Genomic DNA, 24,249 nt, shown 5'->3' on the forward strand with positions numbered 1-24,249 from the left:
AAGAGGGATTATATCTAAAAGGTGGTAAAAAATAATTTAATGGAAAGTAAACTCTTTTTGTGTTCGAATATTTTTCTTCAAAGTAAATATATTTTTATACTCAATCTTGAGTATTTCATACTCTTTTAAAGCATTGGGGAGCTTCACTTTAAACTCATCATCTACCTCTTTACCTATCATAGCTTTAGCTAAGGGTGAGTGTACAGATATAAGGCCATGTTCAGGCTCACTCTCCAAAACACCACATATAATGTAAAGCTCTTCTTCGTCCGTATCTATATTTAGAACCCTAACGCTACTGCCAAAACTTACTTTTAGGTGTGAATGAAGGGAGGGATCAATAATTTGTGATTTTTGCATCATGGAGTTGAGATAAAAAAGTCTCTTATCTATAAAACGCAGCTTCTCTTTTGCAGCGTGATAGTCAGCGTTTTCACTTCTATCACCCTGTGCTGCTGCAACAAGTTTTTCTTGTGCAACCTTTGGTTTCTCTTTTTCTAAAAGAAACTTAAATTCCTTTACTAAAAGGTCATAACCTTCAATGCTTATAGGCTCTTTCAATACTTAGTTTTTAAAACCAGATATATAATATGTCTCTTTATTATCAAGCTTTTTAATATCTATTTTAAATTTTGAACTAAAGTGTTCTATTTTTTGATGTGCGTCTAATGCAAGTTCTGGACTAGGTGCTTCTACTTTTATTTTAAAACAGTCACATGAGTTTGATAGTGCCACAAACGAACCATCAACTTTTAAGTGATCATGTAGATCCATAATGTGCTTTTGAATTTTTTCATATCCTGGTGTATTCATCTCTATAGCTTCTAATTGTTTTTCTAAAGCATCATTTGGTGCATATCCGAGTTGTCTTAGCATTGCATTTCTTTGCATACTCTTATTTCCTTGTTTAATATTTAAAAAAATAATATCAGTTTTTTGTAAATATTCAGTAGTTATTTATTAATTGATACTATAATTGTATTAATTAAGTAAAAATAAGAGAGCATAATATGACTGATGAAATATTAAAAAAAATCAAACAACTTCCACCACTTCCTGAATCTGCAATGCAGATAGAAGCTGTCTATCAAAATCCGGATAGTAGTTTTAATGATATGGTTAAAATTCTTGAAAAAGATCCTCTTTTAACTGCAGACATTTTAAAAGCTGCAAATTCTCCACTTTATGGGTTTTCCCGTGAAATAAATGCTATCTCTCAAGCTGTTGGTCTATTTGGAATGGGTACTGTACGTGGTTTTGCTCTTGCAAGTATTGTCAAAAAGAGCTTTTCTCTTGATTTATCCCCCTATGGTATCAGTAATGAGATGTTCTCTGGACTCTCAAAGAAGCAACATGGTCTAATGACATCATGGTGTATTAGAAAAGAGAACAGACTGCTTGGAGTTTTATCTCCAGCTGCGTTTCTTGTTGAAATTGGAAAAGTGCTCATAGCACAACAGATCTTAGCAGATGGCTCAAAAGAAGCGTTTACTGCTGCCCTTGAAGAGTTAGGTGATGTTGAAGCGGCTGAGAGAAAGATAGTTGGAGTTGATACACCAGAAGTAAGTGCAACTATTTTTGCTCAGTGGAAGTTTGAAGAGGGGCTTGTAGATGTAATTAAAAATTGTTTAAACCCTCAAAACGCAGAAGCAGAGTACCAACGCCCTGCTCAAATCTTACATGTAGTACGTACTGCCGTTCCTATAAATGCAAATGTTACCGATGTAAGCATAGCTGCCGCCAAAGAGCTTATTGAGCAGTATGGGCTCGATATGGAAAGCTTCGACACAGCTATAGAAAACGCTAAATAGTTTTCCCTTGAAATCTCTACTTATTAGGCTTACTCTTGGTTTAAGTGAGCAAGATATCACAGTTGATGAAATGAAACATGTTCAAAACTGGATGGCTAAAAAATACCTCACAAAAAAAGAAAATATCTATAAATTTAATTCCAAGTTTCGTGCAGGCACACTTGGTCTAGTTCAAAAAGATACAGCATACTTAAATGTTATAGGTGAAAATATCCGTGACCTTTTCATTGGTGAGGGAGATCTAGGCGAGGCAAAAGAGGGTGACCTCATCATTGCACAGCGCTTACTTGGAAAGCGGGGAACTCCATCTGCTAAAATCGCTGAAATAGTTGGACGCGAGCAGAGTTATAGTATTGCCTACATTATTCAAAAAGATTCTCACCTCTCTTTAGTTGATCTAAAAACAGAGTATCCAATCGGTGCAGAACTGACACCTGATGAATTAAATTTTTACAATGTTGGAGATGTTTTTAAGATAGACAACCAAGAGAATAAAGTCTTAGAAAAACTAGGAAATATTAAAGACCCTAAAGTTGATGAAAAGATAGTTCTCGCACAATACAACAAGCATGATGAGTTTGATGAAGAGGTTTTAAAAATAGCAGAATCATTCGAGCCAGTCAATGCAAGTAAATATCCTAAACGCAAGGACTTAAGAGAGCTTCACTTTTGTACTATTGACCCTGTTACTGCAAAAGATTATGATGATGCAATATGCTGGGATGATAAAAACAGTACTCTTTATGTGGCTATAGCGGATGTAAGTGAGTATATAAAACCCTTTGGTGCACTTGATAATGAAGCCATCTATAGAAGTTTTTCTATCTACCTTCCTCATCGTTCCATTCCAATGCTTCCTCGCCAACTAAGTGAGACACTTTGTTCTTTGCAGCCTCATGTAGATAGACTCGCTTATGTTTTTGAGATGAAGCTCAACCTAGATACTCTTGAAGTAGCTTCCTCATCCGTTTATGAAGCTATAATCCACTCTAAACGCAGGTTTAATTATGAGGAGATAGATAGCTTTTTTGAGGGTGATTTAAAGGCTCAAAATAGCGATGAAGAGATAATCTTTAATGCACTTACAAAACTACGAGTTGTAACTGATGCACTAAAAGCTAAGCGTTTAAAAGTGGGTTATGACTTTAGGTCAACTGAGATTGATATGACAATAGATGAAGATTCAAACTTAGTCTCAACTCATGAGGCCCAAGAGACTCCATCGCATGCTCTTATAGAAGACTGTATGCTTTTAGCAAATAAAGAGGCAGCTTCTTCATTTGAGAGAGGAATATTTAGAATTCACGAACCTCCAAGTCAGGCAAAACTACAAATACTTTACCAAGAACTCGCTGGAGTTGGTATGCAAATAGAGATTAAGAAGTCTATCAAAGAGACAATCTCTGACATTCAGAGACAGGCTCGTGAGATGGATATAGAGTCTGAAGTAGATACTCTCATAATCCGCTCACAAATGCAGGCAAGATATGCGCCACTAAACTCTGGACACTTTGGACTTGGGTTTGAGCAGTATACTCACTTTACTTCACCTATTAGGCGTTATTCTGACCTGATAGTACATAGACTTCTTAAAGCTATAAATGCAGGTGATACACAAGAAGGCTCTTATGTACTACGTAATATTGAAGCACTTAGTATGACCATCAGTGAAAAAGAGAGAGAAGCGAGCAGTATAGAAAATGAGTTTATGGCAAGGAAATACGCTCGTTGGGCAAATGAAAACATTGGCAATGAGTATAAAGCACGTATAACTGCAACAGAAGTAGAAATAAAAGCAGAACTTCATGATGAGATTCAAGGGGCTCGCTTTTTGATAACTTCAAACAGTGATGTTGTTCTTTTTGAAGATGTCATAGTAAAAATAGAAAAAGTAGATATTGCTCGAGCAAAAATATATGCCATTGTAGTTGGGAAAGTGGATGTATAAAAACGAGTTAGATACTCACATAAAAAATCAGTCAGTTTCAAATAGTTTTGTTTTTTTTGGGGAGTCTGTTTTTTTGATAGATATGTATACAAAAATGCTCACGAACATAGATGATGCGAATATTTTAAACTACTATCATGATGAGTATGACTTTAACTCTGCAAAGTCTCACCTCTCTCAAGGTTCTCTTTTTGGTGATAGAAACATACTCATCATAAAGAGTGAAAAAAAAGTCCCAAAAAAAGATCTCGATACCCTTTTAGAGTACTGCGATAAAAATCCCGATAATATTTTTGTATATGCATATTATGGAAGTGATCATAAAACTTACAACAACAAAAAGGCCTTTGCAAAAAGTAACGCCATGAGTGTGCGTTTTTTCCATCCAAAAGATTATGAAGCGCAAAACATCGTTTTAGAAGTCGCGCGAGCTAAAAACGTAAAGATTGACAAATACACAGTCTCTCATCTTTTACAGATTCATAATGGAGATGTAGCACTAGCTTCAAACGAGATAGAAAAATTTCGTGTTTATGATAGAGAAATCACCACTAAAGATGTAGACAGTCTCGTTTTTGGATTAGCCGAGGTTAATTTAGATGACTTCATTAAAAAAATACTTGCTAAAAAAGATTTTAGAGATGACCTGCTAAGTATCTTAGAACATGGAGAAGATGAGATACGTGTCATCACAGCTATAACTTCATACTTAACGCAACTCTATATGTTCAATATCTATATACGAGTAAATGGAGCACCTAATGCACTAGAGATACTTGGCTACCCTGCTCCAAAATTTGTCGTCGATGAAAAAGCAGCCCTAAGCATAAAGATAAAACCCCTCATATATTCAAAACTGCATGAACTACTTCTACGTAGTGAGTTAAAAATGAAAAGCTCACATATAGATAAAACAGCTATTTTACTCTCCACACTTATACGAGTTCAAAAACTGCTTTAAATCATATCGTTTTATATTTAAGAAGCTTTTTTTACTAGCTATGATAGTATACATCTTAATTTAAATTCCTTAAAGGCTTTATATATGAGTGAGGACTTACTATTATTTGAACCTGAAGATGATACTTCACCTCTAGGTGAACGCTCTTTTTGGAATATACTGATAGTAGATGATGATGCAGGGGTGCATACTTTTACAAAGTTAGCACTGCATGATTTTTCATATGAATCAAAAGGGATAAACTTCATATCTGTTTACAGCGCGGCTGAAGCTCAAGAGTATATGGAGAAAAATAGCGATATTGCCGTAATACTTCTTGATGTTGTTATGGAGACAGACTCTTCTGGTTTAGACTTAGTTAATGTTATTAGACATAAACTTTTTAATAATTTAACTCGTATTATTATAAGAACTGGACAAGCAGGAAAAGCACCCGAACGCTATGTTATTGATCACTATGATATATCTGACTATAGAGAAAAAACGGAACTAACGGCAGATAAACTCTACACAACTATAAGAACTGCTCTATCGCAGTATCATCAACTTGCAGAATTACTAATCAAAAAAAATGAGATTTACAATACACTCATCACAGACAATTTAACACATACGGGAAATCGTACAAAACTCAACTTTGATCTAAATACAGAAAATTCTAAATCATTAGTACTTTTTAATATTGACTCATTTAGTATGATAAATGATGTATATGGATTTGACGTTGGTGATCAGCTTCTTATGCAGTTTAAAAATCTACTCGTTAAAATTACAGACCCAAAATGGGAAGTTTATAGACTCGAATCAGATATCTTTGCGATGCTATGCAGTAGTGATGAATCACTCCAACTCTTAGAAGAGATAAGCAGAGTCAAGGAGATTATTGCTAGTCACTATTTTTTAATTTTTGATTCTGAATACAGAATTAACGTGACGGTATCCATAGTTCAAAATGAGACAATTAATCTCATTCAAAAGGCTGAGATCGCACTACATGAAGCAAGGAATTTAGGTAGAAACAGGATACAGGTCTACTCAGAAAATCTAAATATTCTTAAGCAGGTAGAAAAAAACACACAATGGACAAAATGGATTAAAGAAGCACTGGACAACAACAGAATAATCGCCTATTTTCAGCCAATAGTCGAGTGTAAAACTGATAAAGTTGTAAAATATGAGACTCTTGTTAGATTAGAAAAAGATGGTGTTGTCCATTCTCCTTGTGATTTTTTACCAACAGCAAGATACGCTGGTTTACTTTATCAAATCACAAAAGCTATGTTTCTACAAGCATGTATACATTTTGAGAAAAATGAGCTCCGATTCTCTGTAAATATCACAGACCAAGATTTAGTTGAGAGTGATTTTATAAACTATATTGAAGATACAAGAGAAAAATACTCGATATCACCAAGTAGAATATCTTTTGAGATACTTGAAGAGAGCAGCATACTAAATGACCCTACAGCCCAAAAGCACCTCCATAAACTTACAGAACTAGGATATGGCTTAGCATTAGATGACTTTGGTGTTCAGTGTTCTAATTTTGCTCAAATAGGAGACCTTTCATTAGAGTCTATAAAAATAGATGGTATTTATATCAAAGATATTATCGAAAACTCTTCTTCTCGAATAGTTACAGATACTATCCTCTACTTCACCAAAAAGATTGGAGTAACAACAATAGCAGAGTTTGTTCATAGTGAAGAGGTCTACAATACAATTAAAGAGATGGGAGTTGATTATGCTCAAGGATATTTTCTTGGAAAGCCTCAAGCACAATTACTTAATGAATAATGCTCCTTAAAGCTCTAATACTTCTAAGTTTTATCTCACTCCCTACATACCTCAATGCTATATCAGAGGATGAAATCAAACAGATATATTTAGAAAAATTCTCTATGTTTATTGAGTGGCCTCAAGACATAGAGAGATTTAATATTTGTATCTACAATGATAAAAAATTTGCCATCTCCCTGCAAGATAAGTATGAATCAAAAAAATTTAGTAACTACGACCTGAGAATTACTCCTCTCTCAATAGGTGAGCATAATATTGAATCTAAAGAGTGTAATATGCTTTATATAAGAAATACAAACTATGCTCAAGAGATCACTTTTGTTAATAATATCTCATCAGAGAATATTTTAATCATTAGTGATAACTATGATGATATCTATCGCGGCTCTATGATTAGCTTTTATTTAAAAGATAACAAACTTAAATTTGTCATAAACAATGAAGTACTAAAAAAAGCGAGCCTTAAGGCAAGCTATAAACTCTTGAAGTTTGCTAAGGTAGTCCAATAATGCTAAAAAAACAATCAATAACTCTACAGATGCTTCTATCAGTCATGAGTATTACTATTATGATATCTATTTTCGGTATTATCTTTAATGTTTTAAATAGTATAAACACACAAAAAAACTCCTTTATATACCAAAGTGAACTAGAAATAAAACTTATTGCAGACTTTGTTAGTGCTCCTCTCGCGTTTGGAGATACATTAGCAATTTCAGATGCATTTGCATCTCTTAAGCATAGAGAATCAATCAGATATGCCACTGTCTACTCACCAGATAAAAATGCTCTTGTAACATTTAATCCTTACGACTATGAAGTACCTAAACAGATGCAAAAGATAGAGTCTCTTTTTATATCGGATAACCCACTAATTTTAGATTTTGGTCTTTATAATCAAACTATACCCATAAAACAAGACGAGTCCCTTCTAGGTTATATACATATACAAAAAAAGACTCAGAGCATTACAGACTCCACTAAAGACCTTCTAGTAAAGAGTCTCATTTTTTTACTCTTAATTATTCTTCTGACCTACTTTATATCAAAATCTTTAAGTCGTAAAATACTCCACCCTATAATTCACTTAGCATCAGTAGCACATCGTGTTGCAAACTCTAAAGATTATTCAATCCGAGTAAAACATAATAAAGACAATGAGATTCAAACTCTCTACAATGCTTTTAATACTCTTTTAAAGGATACAGATTCACTCACATCGAACTTAGAGACACGCGTTCAGGAGAGAACACATGAACTTGAGCAGAGTATAGAAGCACTTAAAAGTGTACAAACCCAATTAATAGAATCAGAAAAAATGGCTTCACTTGGAAGCTTAGTGAGTGGTATAGCTCACGAAGTAAATACACCCTTGGGCAATGCTTTAACAGGGGGATCAATCATAGTTCATGAGACGAAAGAGCTTACAAGGCAAATAAATGAAGGCACTATAAAAAAGTCTACAATGCTCAAAAGTTTAGATGTGCTTAATGAGAGTTCACAAGTACTTATGCTTAGCATAAAGAGAGCTGCAGACTTAATACGAAGTTTTAAAAAGATATCTATTGATCAAAGCGTAGAATCAAGACAGAAATTTAATCTTTACTCCTACTTAGAAGAAGTTCTATTAACCTTTCACAATAAACTAAAAAAAGTTCCTATAAAAGCAACTATAACTGGAGATAAAGAGCTAGTCGTCAACTCTTTTCCCGGAAGCTATGCTCAAATCTTTAGTAATCTCATCCAAAATACTCTTATTCATGCTTATAACAAAAATAAAAAGGATGCTAAAGTAAGTATATCTATTGTAAATAATGGAGACTCTTTCACTTTAATATATGAAGACAATGGTGATGGAATGGATGAGAGCATTATAAAAAATGCATTTGAGCCATTTAGTACAACAAGACGCAATATGGGAGGGACTGGCCTAGGTTTAAACATAGTCTATAACTTAACGACACAGAAACTTCATGGAAAAATAAAGCTAGATACAAGCCCTGATAATGGAACTAAATTTACATTTACCATACCTATATCAGAGAATTAATACTTATTTTATATAAGTTAAACTATTATTATATTTAATTATATACTTCTTAGGAATATTAAATGAAAAAAAATCTACTTTTAACTCTATTAGCTTCCTCTGTCTTAGTAGCAAATCAACAAGATGATCTTGAGATGTTATCATTAGAAGAGTTAATGAATGTTCCTATCACAACGGTATCTAAACGCCAAGAGTCTCAACACTTAGCAGCGGGCGTAGTAACAATCATATCTGCAAGTGAAATAAAACAGTTTGGAGCAAGACACCTTAGAGATGTTTTGGATAGAGTGGTAGGAGTGCAGGTACTAGGTTCACATCAAGATCCACATAGTAAAACATCTATGCGTGGCTTTAACTCTTCTCACCATGAAGGCCACACTCTCATCCTCTTAAATGGCCGTCCTGTTCGACAGGCTACTGATGGTGGGTTAAACAGTGACTTCTATCTCGGCTTTCCACTAAATGTCATTGATCATATAGAGGTAGTTCGTGGTCCAGGCTCTGTTATACATGGTACAAACGCAGTAGCCGGTGTTGTAAATATTATCACTAAAAATGCTAAAGAAGCTATATCTGAAACAAGAGTTGACTTAGGTTATGGCAGCTTTAATAGAACTCAAGCTCAACTCTCTACACTTATAGGTGGAGAAGACTATAGTATTAACATAGGTGCAAACTACATAACGTCAGATGGAGATACCGTAAGTGGTATACAAGATGAGCTTGGGAATATTGGTGATTATAAATCAGGACAGGAGAGTAAAAACATTCTAATAAGTGGTGAGTATAAACAACTCACATTTGACATAATGTATATGAGTAACCAACTCGAGAGTGCCTCTTCTGTTTTTCAACTGCCCTCAAAAGAGATAGATTTAAAACGCACCTATATTGACCTAGGTTATACGCAAAATCTATACTCTGGGTGGGACTTAGAAGTTCACTATACACATCAAAATGATTCTGCTGAGTGGACGATAATAGAAGCTCTAGGAGATAACCGCTCAGATGGCTCATCCCATTTAGTCGAAGCCATACTCAGAGGTAATATATCTAGTAACTTAAACATTTTAATTGGGGCCCTGCATGCAGAGAACACTTCTGAATTTCAATTTAAGTTCCCTGGTGCTACAAAAACATCTCTACCAAAAACTACTATAACCAATACAGCCGCTTATGTACAAACTGACTATATGCTTTCATCTAAACAAAAAATCATAGCAGGGGTACAGGTAAACAAACCAAATGATATTGAAGCAGATTTTTCATTTAGGGCTGGTTTTATTCAAGGCATAGGCGATGATACATGGCTTAAGCTTCTTTATAGTGAAGCCTATCGTTCACCAACTATTGTAGAAACGTCTCTAAACGCTCCCGCTTTAATGGGTAATCCGCTGCTAGATCCAGAAAAAGTATATACATATGATTTACAACTTTTACACAATACAGATAAAACATCACTAGCACTAACTCTCTACCACTCTCAACTTGAGAATCAAATAGTTAGATGGGACCATGATAATAATAGCACAACGCCATTGACTCAGAAGAATGAAGGCTACACAACTTTTAATGGAGTTGAATTTGAAGGAAGATATCAAGTCAGTAAAAAGTTAAACTTAACAGGAAACTTTAGTTACCAAGAGAATGAAACAGATTCTGGTGTCAAACAATCTACATATGCACCTAACTATATGGCTAAAATTGGAGCGACATATAGTGGTATTAATGCAACAAACTTAAGTGTTTTTAATAGCCTAGTAGGCCCCTCTAGCAACTTAGGAGAAGTAATTGGAGATACAAGTATAAACATTAACCCTGAGGCCAAAGCTTATAATCTATTAACAGCAAATATTATGCTAGACACTGGAACTCTTTTATCTATAGGTAAACCTAAACAATCAACACTTTCTATCTACCTAGACAACCTATTAGATGAGAAAGTTTATTCCGCTGATTTAAATTTTAGAAGTGCAAACAACACTATTCCTGCACACTGGGGTAGAGGTATTTATGCAAACTTTACATACAAGTTTCAATAATCTTCTCTTATGAGATTATTGCGTTACATATTTTAAAAACTATCTCAAATTTTAACATCCCCTCAGAACAATTCTTGTATAATTTCTCCATATAATTTTCCCATAAGGAATACCAATGCGTGGTTATAAGATTTTTGCTGGTTCTGCTAGTGTTGATTTTGCAAAAGAGATTTGTCAAGTTTTAGATGTTCCATTAGCTAAGGCTGATGTTAAAAAGTTTAGTGATGGTGAGATATCAGTTCAGATAGCTGAATCAGTACGTGGTCGCGATGTATTTATAGTACAGTCTACTGGTGCACCTTCAAATGACAACCTTATGGAACTTCTTATCATGACAGATGCTCTTAAACGCTCATCTGCGAGTAGTATCACTGCCGTTGTTCCTTACTATGGATATGCTAGACAAGACCGTAAGGCGGCTCCACGTGTTCCTATTACAGCTAAGCTAGTAGCAAACCTTTATGAGACTGCTGGAATTGATAGAGTTGTAACTATAGATCTTCATGCTGGACAGATTCAAGGTTTTTTTGATATCCCAGTTGACAACCTTTATGGTTCTGTAACATTTGAGACATACATCAAAAGCAAAAACCTTAAAAATCCTATTATCGCATCTCCAGATATTGGTGGTGTTGCCCGTGCTAGATACTTTGCAAAACGCATGGGTCTAGAGATGGTTATCGTTGATAAACGCCGTGAAAAGGCTAATGAAAGTGAAGTAATGAATATCATCGGTAATGTTGAGGGTCATGATGTAATCATGATTGACGATATGGTTGATACTGCTGGCACTATGGTTAAAGCAGCCACTGCACTTAAAAACAAGGGTGCGAATTCAGTAATGGCTTGCGCAACGCATGGTGTTCTTAGTGGAAAAGCTTACGATAACCTAGAGAATGGTGAGCTTGATGAGCTAATCATTACAAATACGCTTGAGACGAAAGAACATTCAAAAGTAAAAGTTCTAACTGTCGCTCCACTTTTTGCTGAAGTAATCCGTCGCGTTTACCACAACGAAAGTGTAAACTCACTTTTTGCATAGAGGATAAACTTGAAAAATATTAGAAACTTTTCTATTATAGCTCATATCGATCATGGTAAGAGTACCTTAGCGGACCGTATCATACAAGAGTGTGGTTCTGTCACTGAACGTGAAATGGGTAAGCAGATGATGGACACAATGGACATCGAGCAAGAACGTGGTATTACCATCAAAGCTCAATCTGTTAGACTAGACTATGTTAAAGATGGAGAGCACTATGTTCTCAATCTTATAGACACACCGGGTCATGTTGATTTTTCATATGAAGTAAGTAAGTCTCTTGCTTCTTCTGATGGTGCACTTCTTATTGTTGATGCTGCACAAGGTGTTGAGGCTCAAACTATTGCAAACGTTTATCTTGCGTTAGATAATGACCTTGAACTTATTCCTGTTATAAACAAGATTGACCTACCTGCGGCTGAACCTGAACGCGTAGCTGAAGAGATAGAAGAAGCAATCGGCATAGATGCAACAGACGCTTGTCTAGTATCTGCGAAGACTGGCGTTGGAATTCGTGAACTTATAGACGCCATCGTAGATAGAATCCCTGCTCCCGTTGGTGATCCTGAAGCTACTACTAAAGCTATTATTTACGACTCATGGTTTGACTCGTATCTTGGAGCGCTTGCGTTAGTCCGCGTTTTTGATGGAGCAATTAAAAAGGGTCAAAACATTAAACTTATGAGTAGTGGCGAGGAGCATCAGGTCTTAGACTTAATGTACCCTCACCCTATGAAAAAGATTAAAACGCCAGCAATTCAGTCTGGTGAAATTGGCATAGTTGTTTTAGGTCTCAAAGAGGTAAGCGTTGTAAACGTTGGAGATACCATCACCGACGCAAAAAATCCAACGGCCGAACCTGTTGGAAAATATGAACCAGCAAAACCTTTTGTATTTGCCGGTATTTACCCTATAGATACGGACAAGTTTGAGGACCTTCGCGATGCTTTAGATAAGCTGCGTTTAAATGACTCTTCGCTCTCGTATGAGCCTGAGACATCTGTAGCGCTTGGATTTGGCTTTCGTGTAGGTTTTCTTGGTATGCTCCATATGGAAGTTATCAAAGAGCGTTTAGAACGCGAGTATGGACTTGACCTTATCGCTTCTGCTCCTTCGGTTATATATAAAGTTTACCTAACAAATGGAGATGAGATAGCTGTACACAACCCATCTGAACTTCCTCAGGTGAATTTTATTGATAGAATTGAAGAGCCTTATGTAAGAGCGACAGTTATAACACCAGCTGAGTATCTTGGAAATATTATTACTCTTCTTATAAATAAACGCGGGACACAGACAAAAATGACATATCTTAATGAAGATAGAGTTATGCTTGAGTATGAAGTACCAATGAATGAAATCGTTATGGACTTCTATGATACACTTAAATCTATCTCAAAAGGGTACGCGTCATTTGACTATGAGCCAATAGACTTTAAAGTTGGTGACCTTGTAAAACTAGACATTAAAGTAGCAGGAGAAGCCGTAGATGCGCTTAGTATCGTAGTTCCTCGTAACCAAGCACTTCCTCGTGGTCGAGTTTTAGTTAAAAATATGAAAGAGCTTATTCCCCGTCAACTTTTTGAAGTTGCTGTTCAAGCTTCACTTGGTAGTCAAATCATCGCTCGTGAGACTGTAAAGTCTATGGGTAAAAACGTTACTGCAAAATGTTACGGTGGCGATATCACTCGTAAACGTAAACTTTTAGAAAAACAAAAAGCCGGTAAAAAACGTATGAAGTCTATCGGTAAGGTTCAACTTCCTCAAGAAGCCTTTATGTCTGTTTTAAAGATGGACTAAGAATCAACTATGAAATGCTTAATGTGTGAGAGTTTTTCTTTCACACATATCTGCCACTCCTGTCAACAACTTTTCTTAACTCCCAAAATCTATAAACGCCGACTCTCAAACAATATAGAAGTAATCTCTTTTTACAAATATGGTGATATAAAAGATCTGCTCCATACAAAACATACGGACTTAGGATTTTACATCTATGCTACTCTAGCAGAGCTCTCTTTTAAAAAGTTTGCTGATGAGTTTCATTTTAATGAGCCAGTCGTATCGATTCCAATTGATGATAATATAACAAGCGGCTATTCACATACAGCTCTGATTAACAACTCTTTAAAATCTCAAAATATCAAACCGCTCTTTAACAAACTAAGAGCTAAAAACTCCCTCTCCTACTCTGGAAAAAGCAGAGAGTTTAGGCTTCTTAATCCCAGAGATTTTGTACTAAATGATTTTAAAGAGGAGCTAGTTATTTTAGTTGATGACATTGTTACAACAGGAGCTACGCTTAGCGAAGCGGCAACAAAACTAAAGACGCAAAACAAAGAGATTCTATTTTGTCTTACGCTTTGTGACGTAAGTAAAAAGTAGCTTAGAAAAAACCTTTTAAAAGCTTTTGTGCCTCTTTTTCAAGACCTGTTGTTCCTTTTTTCTCAAGAAATTTTTTCGCTTCACTCTCTATCGCCTTAGTTGCTTCTTTTTTTATCAACTCATTTGCATCCACATTTACCTTTGGAGATGATACATCGCCTGAGAGATATACTATAAAAGGATTTCCATTTGCGTTTATATCTATTTTAGAATCTATTATTTTACTTACAGAGTTTAGTTTTGTGTTTTGACTGACAATAGATGAACGATTGGACTTTAAATTGAGTGATGCTAGAATTTTCTCTTTATTTATATTTGCTTTTATGTCACCTTTAAAATTCTCTTTATACATATCAGTGTGAGCATACTCTTTAGCAAGATCAAGTACTTCATTTTTCGTGAACTTTCCATTTTTAACAACTCCTACAAACTCTCCCTTTGACTCTGCAAGATTATAATTTAGGTCACCATTTATAGATGACTGAAATACTTTCGGGTAGATTAACATATCTAATATATCAATAGTTTGCATACTATATATCTTCGCCTTAAAGTCATCATTATGAAGATTTGCACTCAGTTTACCCCCTGCAACATCAGAGTTCATACTAAAGTCTAAATCTTTTGCTTTTTTAAACTCTCCATTTGCACTTATATTGCCTTTTAATTCTCTCTGCGTTATAAAAAAGAGCTTATTTAAATCATGTACATTCACTAGGTAGTCACTTTGTATGGAGTTATCCTTTAAATCTACAAGAGCGTTTTCAACATCCAAGTCTGCAAGATTTGAGTTAAAGTCAACTTTTGTATTGACTCTTTTTTTATTAAGAAGCGTTGTGGTAGTTGCGTTATATGTGGTTACTGGCATAGCAGACTCAAACTCATAAGCTTTACTTAGATATTTACTATCTAGGACACCCTTATATATTTTACTGTTTATAACGCCAGCTAGGTTATCAACATTTGCATCTTTTATGTCAACACTTAGATCAAACAAACCATCTGTATAGTGTGGTTGGTTTAGCATGTAAAGAGCAGTTTGAAGTTTCAGTCCTTTTACATTTGCTTTTACACTCTTAGGAGCAAAGTCTGAAAGTATCGCTTGAAATTGTGTGGCAGAAGAGGCTAAGTCTGTTTTTCCATTTACAACTAGCTTCTCTTTAACTCCTTTTATATCTCCATCTAACTTCAGTGCACCTCTAATATCAGCACCTGTGATTGGTTTAAGAAGTGCTAACTCTTTTATGTCTAATCCATATATCACATCCAAAGAGAGAGGCTCTGGGATTAAGTTACCACTTGAAGTGATTTTTGCTAAACTTGATTTGAGAAGATATGTATAGTCAATCTCATCACCGAGTAAAGTAGCATCAAGATTCATAGAAAATAGACTCTTTTTAGGAATGCTAACATTAAAATCTTTCTTAAAAACATCGCTATTGAGCTCTCCATTTTTTGTAATAAGCAGAATATTTCCATCTAGTTCATGTGGTGTAATATTTTTAAAATTCAAATCAAGACTGACATCTGCTCTTGCATAAGCTTTTTGGTTGAGCATAAACAGAAGAGCTTTAAGATCTAAATTTGCTACTTTAGTAATTATGGAAGTAGGATGAAAATCAGTAAGTTCAATGTTGTAAGTAGTTGCACTAGATGCAACATCGCTCTCTCCACTAACTTTTATAAGTTTCATATCCCCAATAACAGTTCCGCTTGTATGAAATGAGCTTTGTAGCTGAGTTTTTGTTAATGGCTTTAATGTTTTAAGCTCCTCTAAATTCACACTATATACTACATCAACTGATTGTGAAAAAATTGAGTAGTTCCCTTTTAGAGAAATTTTATTATTTTCATTTAATTCTAAAAGTATCTCAAAATCACTGAGACTTAATGAAAAAATATCTAATTTACTCTCTAGTTGGGTCTCCTTACTTATTTGATTCTCTATCATTGGTTTTATGAGTTTATTTCCAAATGATGTAAAAACAACAATATAAATTCCAACAACTAATAATGCTAATATTCCTACTAACCAAGCTAAATACTTCATTTTTTCTCCATAATTTTAATTTATTTATAATACAAAAATAATCTTTAAACGCCATATATCAAGTGTTTTATTTCACTTATTTCATACTTGATACAACTAGACTCAACTTTATTATGTAAATAAACTAAAGAATTACTTGACATTGTTACACTCAATCTGTATAATACTGATAACTTTTAAAAAAAGGAGTCATTTAACAATTATGTCTAACGAAGAAATTAAAGAAGAAAATCTTCAAAATGAAGATGAAATAACACAAAATGAAGATGTAGTTCTTGATGAAGCAGAGGCAGAAGCTGAAGCAGTTGAGAATGAATTTGATCTTTTACAGGCTGAGATGGCTGAGTTAAAAGACAAATATGCTCGTGTTCATGCTGATTTTGATAATATCAAAAAAAGACTTGAACGCGAAAAATACACTGCTGTTGAATACTCAAACGAGAAATTTGCAAAAGATATGATTCCAGTTTTGGATTCACTAGATGGAGCAATGAAATCAGCAGCAGGTGATGCAGATAAGGCAGAATTATTTGATAAGTTAAAAGAGGGAATTGAGCTTACACACAAGCAGTTCATAACTTCTTTAGAAAAACATGGCGTTACTGTGGTAGCACATGATGAACCATTTGATCCAAATATTCACAATGCTGTTCAAGCAGTAGATAGTGAAGAAGTAGAATCAGGTCAGATAGTTCAAACTTTTCAAACAGGTTATAAATATAAAGAGAGACCACTGCGCGAAGCAATGGTTATCGTTGCTAACTAAGAGATAGTTAGCTGCTACTTAAGTAGCACAACAAAATTGTAAAACATAATATAATTACGATGTTATACAAATAATACAATATATAATAAAATTTAAGGAAAATAAAATGAGTAAAGTAATAGGAATAGATTTAGGAACAACAAATTCATGTGTAGCAGTATATGAAGGTGGAGAAGCGAAAGTTATCCCAAATGCAGAAGGTAAAAACACAACTCCATCAGTTGTAGCGTTTACAGATAAAGGTGATGTTCTAGTTGGTGATCCAGCTAAACGTCAAGCAATCACAAATCCTGAAAAAACAATCTCTTCTATTAAGAGAATTATGGGTCTTATGATGGATGAAGAGAATGCAAAACAAGCTCACGATAAAGTAACTTACAACATCGTAAACAAAGATGGTGCTGCTTGTGTTGATGTAGCTGGTAAAATTTACACTCCACAAGAGATATCTGCAAAGATTCTTACAAAACTAAAAGAAGATGCTGAAGCTTACATCGGTTCTAAAGTAACTGATGCAGTTATTACAGTTCCAGCATACTTCAATGATGCACAACGTAAAGCAACTAAAGATGCAGGTACAATCGCTGGTCTTAATGTTCTTCGTATTATCAATGAGCCAACTGCTTCTGCACTTGCTTATGGTTTAGAAAGTAAAGCTGAAGAAAACGTACTTGTTTATGACCTTGGTGGTGGAACATTTGATGTTACAGTGCTAGAGATTTCTGATGGTACTTTTGAAGTTCTCTCAACTGATGGTAATGCGTTCTTAGGTGGTGATGACTTTGATAACAAAATCGTTGACTTCTTAAACGCAGAGTTTAAAAACTCTCATGGTATTGAACTTAAAAATGACAAAATGGCACTACAGCGTTTAAAAGATTCTGCTGAAACAGCTAAAAAAGAGCTTTCAAGTTCAACTGAAACTGAGATTAACTTACCGTTTATCACTATGACAGAAGCTGGGCCACAACACCTTGTTGTAAAACTTACTCGTGCTAAATTTGAAGGTATGATTGCTGATCTGATAAAAGAGACTATCGACCACATTAAAGTTGCTATGAAAGAGTCTGACTTAGACAACAATGAAATCAAAGAGATTATCATGGTTGGTGGTTCTACTCGTGTTCCTGCTGCTCAAGAAGCTGTATCTAAGTACTTCGATGGAAAAGCACTTAACAAAAGTGTAAACCCTGATGAAGTTGTTGCTCTTGGTGCTGCTATTCAAGGTGGTGTTTTACGTGGTGATGTTAAAGATGTACTTCTTCTAGATGTTACACCTCTTTCACTAGGTATTGAGACTCTTGGTGGTGTTATGACTAAGATTATCGAAAAAGGAACTACAATTCCTGTTAAGAAATCTCAAGTTTTTTCAACAGCAGAAGACAACCAACCAGCTGTTTCTATCTCAGTAGGTCAAGGTGAAAGAGAATTTGCTAAAGATAACAAGTCACTTGGTCTTTTTGAGCTTGGAGATATTCCAGCAGCACCACGCGGTGTACCTCAAATCGAAGTTACATTTGACATCGATGCAAATGGTATATTAACAGTTTCTTCAACTGATAAAGGTACAGGTAAATCTCAGTCAATCACAATCTCTGGATCATCTGGACTAAGTGAAGAAGAGATTAACAAAATGGTTCAAGATGCAGAAGAAAACAAAGCTGCAGATACTGAAAGAAAAGAGTTAGTTGATCTTAAGAACCAAGCTGATGCACTAATCGTTCAAACTGAAAAATCAGTAGAAGAGATGGGTGATAAACTAGAAGCGGAAGAAAAAGCTAAAATCGAAGCTGCAGTTGTAGACTTAAAAGATACATTAAAAGATGAGTCTGCTACTAAAGAGCAAATCGAAGAGAAGGTAAAAACTCTAACAGAAGCTGCACATAAAATGGCAGAAGAGATGTACAAGAAAGAGCAAGACCCAGCTGCAGCAGAAGCTGATGCTAAGAAAAAGAAAGATGACGAAGATGTTATCGATGCTGAGATAGAGTAATACTCTATCTTAGTACCGCAAAACTTTTCTAAAAACCTCCCAAACACCTCAAAATTTTATCCATTTATTATCGTATTAGTGTTAAGCTATGCTTATGATACAAAAAATAAAACACTATGCAAAAGAGATAATATATTTCACTATTTTCATTACTATTTTTGCGAATATAATAAGTCTATACAAAAGTCAAAGCCTTAACTCTAGTCCACTAGAGATAAAAGAGTTTACACTACTTGACTCTTCTAAATATACTCCTCCAACTTCAAAGCCGATTCTCATTCATTTTTGGGCGACTTGGTGTCCAACATGTAAACTTGAAGCTTCAAATATTCAAACACTCTCAGAGCACTTTGAAGTTTTAACCGTAGCAGTAAATTCTGGTGAATCTTACGATATAAAACAATACATGGATGAGAATGAGTATAATTACAAAGTTGTCAATGACTCCACTACTATCCTCTCATCAAGTTTTAATATAGTCGGTCTTCCCACTACATTTATATATGATAAAGAGAAAAATTTACTCTTTAGTGAAGTTGGATATAGTTCAACACTTAGTCTCTATCTTAAAATGTTGTGGGCTGGAAAATAATTGAATCATTTCGAGTTTGAGTATCCATATCTATTTTTGGCACTATTACTTATTATATGTATATATAAGTGCCCAAAAAGTATTCAAGAGATTATATTTCCCCATACTCATCTCTTTTCTACTAAGACATCTATCTTACAACTTGAAAAACTACTCTACTCAGCCATAGTCGCATTGATAGTAACTGCCCTAGCCTCTCCAATTAGTTACGATCAAAAATCATCCAACAAACGTAAAGGACGAGACTTAGTTTTCGCACTTGATACAAGTGGCTCTATGGCTGAGAGAGGCTTTGATAAAGAAGATAGAGATAAAAAGAAGTTTGATATTTTAAACTCTCTACTCAAAGAGTTTATTGCCAAACGCCATGATGACAATGTTGGCGTTAGCATATTTGGGAGTTATGCTTACTCTGCTGTGCCTCTCACTTATGATATGAGTAGTTTAGAATTTTTGCTAGACTTCTTTGAAGTAGGAATAGCTGGAGACAGCACTGCTATAGGTGAAGGAATAGCTGCTGCTACAAGAGTTATAGAAGCGGGTGAAGCAAAAAAGAAAGTTATCATACTTGTGACTGATGGCTATCAAAACAGTGGAGCTATCTCTATAAAAGCAGCGACCAAAAAAGCTAAAGAGCTCGATATAAAAATATATGCTATTGGTATAGGTAAAAAAAGTGATTATGATTTTAAACTACTCTCTTTAATCTCTAGTGAGACAAATGCTAAAGCATTTCAGGCTACAAGTGCTGAGATCTTAAAGGATGTATACATAGAGCTTGATTCTCTTGAGCCAAGTTCTATCCGTTCTGAGCACTATTTAAATAAACATGTTTTATATATGTTTCCACTAACGCTTGCCCTACTTTTAATGCTTTTTATTTTACTTCGTTTTAGAGGTCGCAGTATATGAGTTTTTTATATCCTTGGCTTTTTATAACACTGCTACCACTATATCTTTTCTACAAGAGTCTCTCAAAAAGTGAAGAAAAATCTAAAAATAGAGAGGTTGCACTTCTCTTTATTAGTTGTTCTTTTATTATCCTCTCTCTGAGTAGACCTATACTTATAGACTCAAAAAGTAGTGAGAAGATAGACTCTCAAGAGTTTATTGTTGCCATAGACGCATCATACTCAATGCAGGCAGATGATTTGAAACCAACAAGATATGAAGTAGCAAAACTAGAGCTAAAAAAGATACTTACTAAGCTTCCTAAAAACAGATTTGCTATGTTCGCATTTACGTCAAACGCCATACTTATATCTCCACCAACTACAGATACTCAGATAAGCCTTAGCGCACTTGAATCACTCAAGCCGGAGTATATTTTAACAAAGGGAACATCGCTAATAGAGCTTCTTAGAAGCGTCTCTAAAGTATCAATAGAAGAGAAGAGTCTTATCATCTTTAGCGATGGTGGAGAAGAACACGATTTAAATACACTTGTTAATATTGCTAAGAAAAATAAAATCATTCCCTATATCGTTGCAACTGGTTCTGCTAATGGAGCAATACTTTCAAAAGAGTCCAAAAACTTAAAAGATGAAAATGATAATCTTGTCATTTCAAGAATAAACCCAATACTTGAGGAGTTTGCAAATTTATCAGGAGGAAAATATTATACTTTAGACTCCAATAATAAATCAATAGCAGACTCTCTTATCTCAGATATCAATGCAAATAGTGATAAAAAAAGAGAGACTAAAGTAGATGTTTTAAGTCATATAGAACTCTTCTACTTTCCTCTTATGATTTCACTTATTGCATTTTTAATGGCAGTGACTAAAGTCCATCAATTATATGTTCTTATCCCACTTTTTTTACTCCCCAACCAAGCAGAATCATCTTTACTAGATTTTTATCATCTAAGAAACGCAAACTCTTTGTATCAACAAAAAGATTATCTTTCAAGTGCCAAAGAGTTTGAAAAGATAGAGCCAAGTGTTGAGTCTTATTATAATAAAGCAGTAAGCTACTATAAAGCGGGCCACTACAGAACGGCCATTGAGATACTCTCTAAAATAAGAACAACGGACAAAAGCATAAAGCAAAAAACGCTCTACAGTATGGGTAACTGTGCCGTAAAAATGGGGCATTACAAACGAGCAAAGATTTACTATGCCAAAGCTCTAAACATCTCTAAAGATGAAGATGCTCTTTATAATCTAAAACTTCTCTATACTCTCAACCCTAAAGAGAAGACTGATGTTACCGACATGCTAAGAACTCAACAAAAAGATGAACAGACGCAAGCAAGCAAACAAGATAATAATGATAAAGACAAAGAGAAAGAGAAGGCTTCAAAGAACTCATCGAGTAGGTCAAGTCATAAAGCTTTAGAGAGTAAAAGTGGCTCTTCAAATCCAAAGAAAAAAAGCTCTAATGATGAGAAGAAAAAAACAAAAGATAGTGCTACAAGCAGTACTAAATATAAGATGGGTTATAAAGCATATGAACTCATAAATAAAGGATATACAAATGAACAACACCCTTGGTAGATATATTATACTTTTTACACTCCTTTTTTTAACTTTAGATGCCAACAATAAGCTTGCAACATTTGATTTAATATCCAATAAATACACTCCATATATAAAAGAAGCAGTAGAGATCAAACTTACAACACAGCAGGTTGATAGAGAGCTCAACATGTTCTATTTTTTAAAACCTAAAGAGTCTAGTGAGTACCATATAGTTCTTCTTAATAAAAAAGCTGAAGAGCCAGAGTACCATTATAAAAAAGCGGAGTATATATATTTACTTTTCCCCCTTAAAAGTGGAGAGATAAAAGTAGAGTTTGACTTTACTATAAAAGTAGCAAGCGATGAAGCAGTAGCTCAGGTTTTTCAAGGAAGCCGAGATAATGTTAAATGGATAGAGACTATAGATACAAAAGTAAACCTTACTCCAATTACACTCCATGTAAAAGAGTTAAAAAAAGAGGTAGACCTAGTAGGAGACTTCACAATCACTTCAGAGCTTAAAAACAGTTCTATTCACTCCTATGAGAGTGCAAATATAGTTTACACCCTAAACGGAGTTGGATACCATAACTTCTCTACCACTCCTATAAATAGCATAGAAAACGTAGAACTCTTCTCAGATATAACGAAACACTACGATAAGGCAACCTCGCAAGGATACGATATACATAGAGACTTCAACTATGCCCTAGTATCTGCTAATAGTTTTATAGTGCCTAGTCAAAAAATCGAGTGCTACTCTCCTAAAAAAGATACCTACTATACTCTTTCAACACAGGAGTATAAAGTAGATGTTAAACAGATGGGTATAAGTACTCTTGTTGATGAAGTTGATCATCCTAAAAATAGTAATGACTATAGATATCTCCTAGATTATCTCATCTATATTTCTATATTTATTGCCGGCTTCATAAGTGCAAAACTAATTCCATCCAACTTTACCTATTATAACGATGAGTTTAAAGATATAAAGGATAGTAAGAATGCGAAAGAGTTACTCTACTTACTACTCCACAAGTACTATAAACAGGAGTTTAAAGATCAGTATGAGATATTAAATGATATTGTCTATAATAAGAAAAATAAGAGTGAGTATAAAAAAGTTAAACAAGAAGTGTTGAAAAGGTTAAAGAAGTAAAACAGAGTCTATGTAAAAAACTCTGTATATACTTTATCAAGATAGCGTTTAGCAGAATCCGCTTTTTTGATTTTAACGTCAAATATCTCTTTAGATGATGGATACTTTTCAGAATATTCTCTGTACATATTACATTTAGCGTCAATGTTATTATTAAACTGACCTATAAGTAGTTGCATATCTTCAGGCGTAGCAACCCACTGCATAAACTTTTTAAACATTCTCTCTCTTACATCAAGAGCAAAAGATTCATCAAGCTCAGAAGCCATTGCTTTTAAATCCCATCTAGAGAAGTAGATACCACTTTTGTTTGGAGGCATTATTTCTGTATATATTGCAGCTAGATAATCAGGGTAATCTTCTCTTCCCTCATCTTCACTAACACAAGAGTCATCAAGGCAGTTGTTTTGCATATTATTTTTTTGTAACTGCTCAAACTCACCTCTTAGTTCATTTAAATCTTTAATGTCCATTATTTATCCCCTGATAATGCTTTATAATTGTATGTACTATTTTTCAGTTGTGTTACATACTCAAAATCACTCAATATAAACTCTAATGCGAATTCTGCTGCATCAAAGTAAAAAGCTGTACCAGCTTCTGATTTTAGATTTAATAGATACATAGGAGCCCATTCAACAATATGATCTTTCAAAAAGTCATATTGAATTTCAGCTATCTCAGCAGCAGCACTGAAATCATCCTCTTGCAGAGCTTTATATTCAGCTTCACAGAGTTTATACATGAACTCTAACTCAACTCCTATATGATCTCCTGCCATTACTCTAGCTTGATCAAGTTCAACTCTAAATTCATATTTATTGTATAAAACTTGAATAGGGTTTTCACCACCAGTTTCCATCTGTTGATCATCTCTTCTATAAAAAGACTCATAAGGAACCAAGTGAAGTAAGAAAAGGTTAGTAAAATCAACATTTAGATACTGTTCAATCAAGTCTTTATTACTCATATTCTTTCTTTTATCCCACTTTTGAAACTCAGGGAAAAATGATAAAATATTTTCATCTTCTAAAATTAACTTTAATAGCGTTTCATCTACTTCATTCATTAATATTCTAGAAATTAATGCATATATGTTTATACGAGCTAATTGCTCATTTTTTAGATCTTCGTGCATGAAGAGTGTACCTTTTGAAAAAAATTTATTGGAAGTATATTAAAGCACCA

Annotated in this window: 21 protein-coding genes; 16 read left to right on the plus strand and 5 right to left on the minus strand. The window is 34.4% G+C overall.

Annotated features, from left to right (window positions below):
* Positions 1–36: 36 nt before the first annotated feature.
* Both GJV85_RS09905 and GJV85_RS09910 read right to left on the minus strand, forming a co-directional pair.
* The gene (locus GJV85_RS09905; RefSeq protein ID WP_207561221.1) at positions 37–561 is read right to left on the minus strand and encodes a GreA/GreB family elongation factor; all 525 of its coding nucleotides are present in this window, start codon (positions 559–561) and stop codon (positions 37–39) included.
* Positions 562–564: 3 nt separating this feature from the next.
* Complete coding sequence (locus GJV85_RS09910) at positions 565–891, minus strand: hypothetical protein (RefSeq protein WP_207561222.1); 327 nt, start codon at positions 889–891, stop codon at positions 565–567.
* Positions 892–1,010: 119 nt separating this feature from the next.
* Here GJV85_RS09910 and GJV85_RS09915 point away from each other — a divergent pair, with 119 nt between their 5' ends.
* From GJV85_RS09915 to GJV85_RS09960, 10 genes are all read left to right on the plus strand, one after another.
* Positions 1,011–1,811 carry an HDOD domain-containing protein gene (locus GJV85_RS09915; protein ID WP_207561223.1) on the plus strand — a complete coding sequence of 267 codons (801 nt, stop codon included), beginning with the start codon at positions 1,011–1,013 and terminating at the stop codon, positions 1,809–1,811.
* 7 nt (positions 1,812–1,818) lie between these two features.
* Complete coding sequence (locus tag GJV85_RS09920; protein ID WP_207561224.1) at positions 1,819–3,759, plus strand: RNB domain-containing ribonuclease; 1,941 nt, start codon at positions 1,819–1,821, stop codon at positions 3,757–3,759.
* Positions 3,752–4,720 carry a DNA polymerase III subunit delta gene (gene holA, locus GJV85_RS09925; protein ID WP_207561225.1) on the plus strand — a complete coding sequence of 323 codons (969 nt, stop codon included), beginning with the start codon at positions 3,752–3,754 and terminating at the stop codon, positions 4,718–4,720. The genes GJV85_RS09920 and holA overlap by 8 nt, the downstream gene beginning before the upstream one ends.
* Before the next feature lie 84 nt (positions 4,721–4,804).
* Entirely contained in the window at positions 4,805–6,517 is a 1,713-nt protein-coding gene (locus GJV85_RS09930; protein ID WP_207561226.1) for an EAL domain-containing protein, read from the plus strand.
* Positions 6,517–7,029, plus strand: coding sequence for a YfiR family protein (locus GJV85_RS09935; protein WP_207561227.1), 513 nt, complete (start codon positions 6,517–6,519; stop codon positions 7,027–7,029). The genes GJV85_RS09930 and GJV85_RS09935 overlap by 1 nt, the downstream gene beginning before the upstream one ends.
* Positions 7,029–8,570 carry an ATP-binding protein gene (locus GJV85_RS09940; protein WP_207561228.1) on the plus strand — a complete coding sequence of 514 codons (1,542 nt, stop codon included), beginning with the start codon at positions 7,029–7,031 and terminating at the stop codon, positions 8,568–8,570. Before GJV85_RS09935 ends, GJV85_RS09940 begins: the two co-directional genes overlap by 1 nt.
* A gap of 62 nt (positions 8,571–8,632) precedes the next feature.
* On the plus strand, positions 8,633–10,612 hold the full coding sequence (locus tag GJV85_RS09945) for a TonB-dependent receptor domain-containing protein (RefSeq protein ID WP_207561229.1): 1,980 nt from the start codon (positions 8,633–8,635) through the stop codon (positions 10,610–10,612).
* A gap of 115 nt (positions 10,613–10,727) precedes the next feature.
* Positions 10,728–11,654, plus strand: coding sequence for a ribose-phosphate pyrophosphokinase (locus tag GJV85_RS09950; protein WP_207561230.1), 927 nt, complete (start codon positions 10,728–10,730; stop codon positions 11,652–11,654).
* A 9-nt stretch (positions 11,655–11,663) separates the two neighbouring features.
* Complete coding sequence (lepA, locus tag GJV85_RS09955) at positions 11,664–13,454, plus strand: translation elongation factor 4 (RefSeq protein WP_207561231.1); 1,791 nt, start codon at positions 11,664–11,666, stop codon at positions 13,452–13,454.
* Positions 13,455–13,463: 9 nt separating this feature from the next.
* Positions 13,464–14,039, plus strand: a complete 576-nt coding sequence (locus GJV85_RS09960; RefSeq protein WP_207561232.1) for a ComF family protein — start codon at positions 13,464–13,466, stop codon at positions 14,037–14,039.
* A gap of 1 nt (position 14,040) precedes the next feature.
* Here GJV85_RS09960 and GJV85_RS09965 read toward each other — a convergent pair whose 3' ends face one another.
* Positions 14,041–16,089, minus strand: coding sequence for an AsmA family protein (locus GJV85_RS09965; RefSeq protein ID WP_207561233.1), 2,049 nt, complete (start codon positions 16,087–16,089; stop codon positions 14,041–14,043).
* A 202-nt stretch (positions 16,090–16,291) separates the two neighbouring features.
* On the opposite strand from GJV85_RS09965, the gene grpE reads away from it, so the two are divergent.
* The 6 genes from grpE to GJV85_RS09995 all read left to right on the plus strand — a co-directional run bounded on the left by grpE (position 16,292) and on the right by GJV85_RS09995 (position 23,061).
* Positions 16,292–16,855: a nucleotide exchange factor GrpE gene (gene grpE, locus GJV85_RS09970; RefSeq protein WP_207561234.1), complete on the plus strand. Its 564-nt coding sequence runs from the start codon at positions 16,292–16,294 to the stop codon at positions 16,853–16,855.
* Between the two features lie 106 nt (positions 16,856–16,961).
* Entirely contained in the window at positions 16,962–18,848 is a 1,887-nt protein-coding gene (dnaK, locus tag GJV85_RS09975; RefSeq protein WP_207561235.1) for a molecular chaperone DnaK, read from the plus strand.
* A 94-nt stretch (positions 18,849–18,942) separates the two neighbouring features.
* Entirely contained in the window at positions 18,943–19,440 is a 498-nt protein-coding gene (locus GJV85_RS09980) for a redoxin domain-containing protein (protein ID WP_207561236.1), read from the plus strand.
* Complete coding sequence (locus GJV85_RS09985) at positions 19,441–20,352, plus strand: vWA domain-containing protein (protein WP_207561237.1); 912 nt, start codon at positions 19,441–19,443, stop codon at positions 20,350–20,352.
* Entirely contained in the window at positions 20,349–21,938 is a 1,590-nt protein-coding gene (locus GJV85_RS09990) for a vWA domain-containing protein (protein WP_207561238.1), read from the plus strand. The genes GJV85_RS09985 and GJV85_RS09990 overlap by 4 nt, the downstream gene beginning before the upstream one ends.
* Entirely contained in the window at positions 21,919–23,061 is a 1,143-nt protein-coding gene (locus GJV85_RS09995) for a BatD family protein (protein WP_207561239.1), read from the plus strand. The genes GJV85_RS09990 and GJV85_RS09995 overlap by 20 nt, the downstream gene beginning before the upstream one ends.
* Positions 23,062–23,069: 8 nt before the next feature.
* Here the strand turns inward: GJV85_RS09995 and GJV85_RS10000 are convergent, their stop codons facing one another.
* Together GJV85_RS10000 and GJV85_RS10005 are read right to left on the minus strand one after the other, a co-directional pair.
* Positions 23,070–23,534, minus strand: a complete 465-nt coding sequence (locus GJV85_RS10000) for a hypothetical protein (RefSeq protein WP_207561240.1) — start codon at positions 23,532–23,534, stop codon at positions 23,070–23,072.
* Positions 23,534–24,199, minus strand: coding sequence for a TorD/DmsD family molecular chaperone (locus GJV85_RS10005; protein WP_207561241.1), 666 nt, complete (start codon positions 24,197–24,199; stop codon positions 23,534–23,536). The genes GJV85_RS10000 and GJV85_RS10005 overlap by 1 nt, the downstream gene beginning before the upstream one ends.
* Positions 24,200–24,249 lie beyond the last annotated feature (50 nt).

The organism is Sulfurimonas aquatica (genome assembly GCF_017357825.1).
GTDB lineage: Bacteria > Campylobacterota > Campylobacteria > Campylobacterales > Sulfurimonadaceae > Sulfurimonas > Sulfurimonas aquatica.

Excerpts from the sequence above, each read along its gene's own strand:
- GJV85_RS09935 (WP_207561227.1), top strand. The coding sequence starts at position 6,517 with ATGCTCCTTAAAGCTCTAATACTTCTAAGTTTTATCTCACTCCCTACA.
- GJV85_RS10005 (WP_207561241.1), bottom strand. The coding sequence starts at position 24,199 with ATGCACGAAGATCTAAAAAATGAGCAATTAGCTCGTATAAACATATAT.
- GJV85_RS09980 (WP_207561236.1), top strand. The coding sequence starts at position 18,943 with ATGATACAAAAAATAAAACACTATGCAAAAGAGATAATATATTTCACT.
- GJV85_RS09995 (WP_207561239.1), top strand. The coding sequence starts at position 21,919 with ATGAACAACACCCTTGGTAGATATATTATACTTTTTACACTCCTTTTT.
- GJV85_RS09930 (WP_207561226.1), top strand. The coding sequence starts at position 4,805 with ATGAGTGAGGACTTACTATTATTTGAACCTGAAGATGATACTTCACCT.
- GJV85_RS09910 (WP_207561222.1), bottom strand. The coding sequence starts at position 891 with ATGCAAAGAAATGCAATGCTAAGACAACTCGGATATGCACCAAATGAT.
- GJV85_RS09990 (WP_207561238.1), top strand. The coding sequence starts at position 20,349 with ATGAGTTTTTTATATCCTTGGCTTTTTATAACACTGCTACCACTATAT.
- GJV85_RS09915 (WP_207561223.1), top strand. The coding sequence starts at position 1,011 with ATGACTGATGAAATATTAAAAAAAATCAAACAACTTCCACCACTTCCT.
- GJV85_RS09950 (WP_207561230.1), top strand. The coding sequence starts at position 10,728 with ATGCGTGGTTATAAGATTTTTGCTGGTTCTGCTAGTGTTGATTTTGCA.
- GJV85_RS09965 (WP_207561233.1), bottom strand. The coding sequence starts at position 16,089 with ATGAAGTATTTAGCTTGGTTAGTAGGAATATTAGCATTATTAGTTGTT.
- GJV85_RS10000 (WP_207561240.1), bottom strand. The coding sequence starts at position 23,534 with ATGGACATTAAAGATTTAAATGAACTAAGAGGTGAGTTTGAGCAGTTA.
- GJV85_RS09940 (WP_207561228.1), top strand. The coding sequence starts at position 7,029 with ATGCTAAAAAAACAATCAATAACTCTACAGATGCTTCTATCAGTCATG.
- GJV85_RS09945 (WP_207561229.1), top strand. The coding sequence starts at position 8,633 with ATGAAAAAAAATCTACTTTTAACTCTATTAGCTTCCTCTGTCTTAGTA.
- grpE (WP_207561234.1), top strand. The coding sequence starts at position 16,292 with ATGTCTAACGAAGAAATTAAAGAAGAAAATCTTCAAAATGAAGATGAA.
- holA (WP_207561225.1), top strand. The coding sequence starts at position 3,752 with ATGTATAAAAACGAGTTAGATACTCACATAAAAAATCAGTCAGTTTCA.
- dnaK (WP_207561235.1), top strand. The coding sequence starts at position 16,962 with ATGAGTAAAGTAATAGGAATAGATTTAGGAACAACAAATTCATGTGTA.
- GJV85_RS09960 (WP_207561232.1), top strand. The coding sequence starts at position 13,464 with ATGAAATGCTTAATGTGTGAGAGTTTTTCTTTCACACATATCTGCCAC.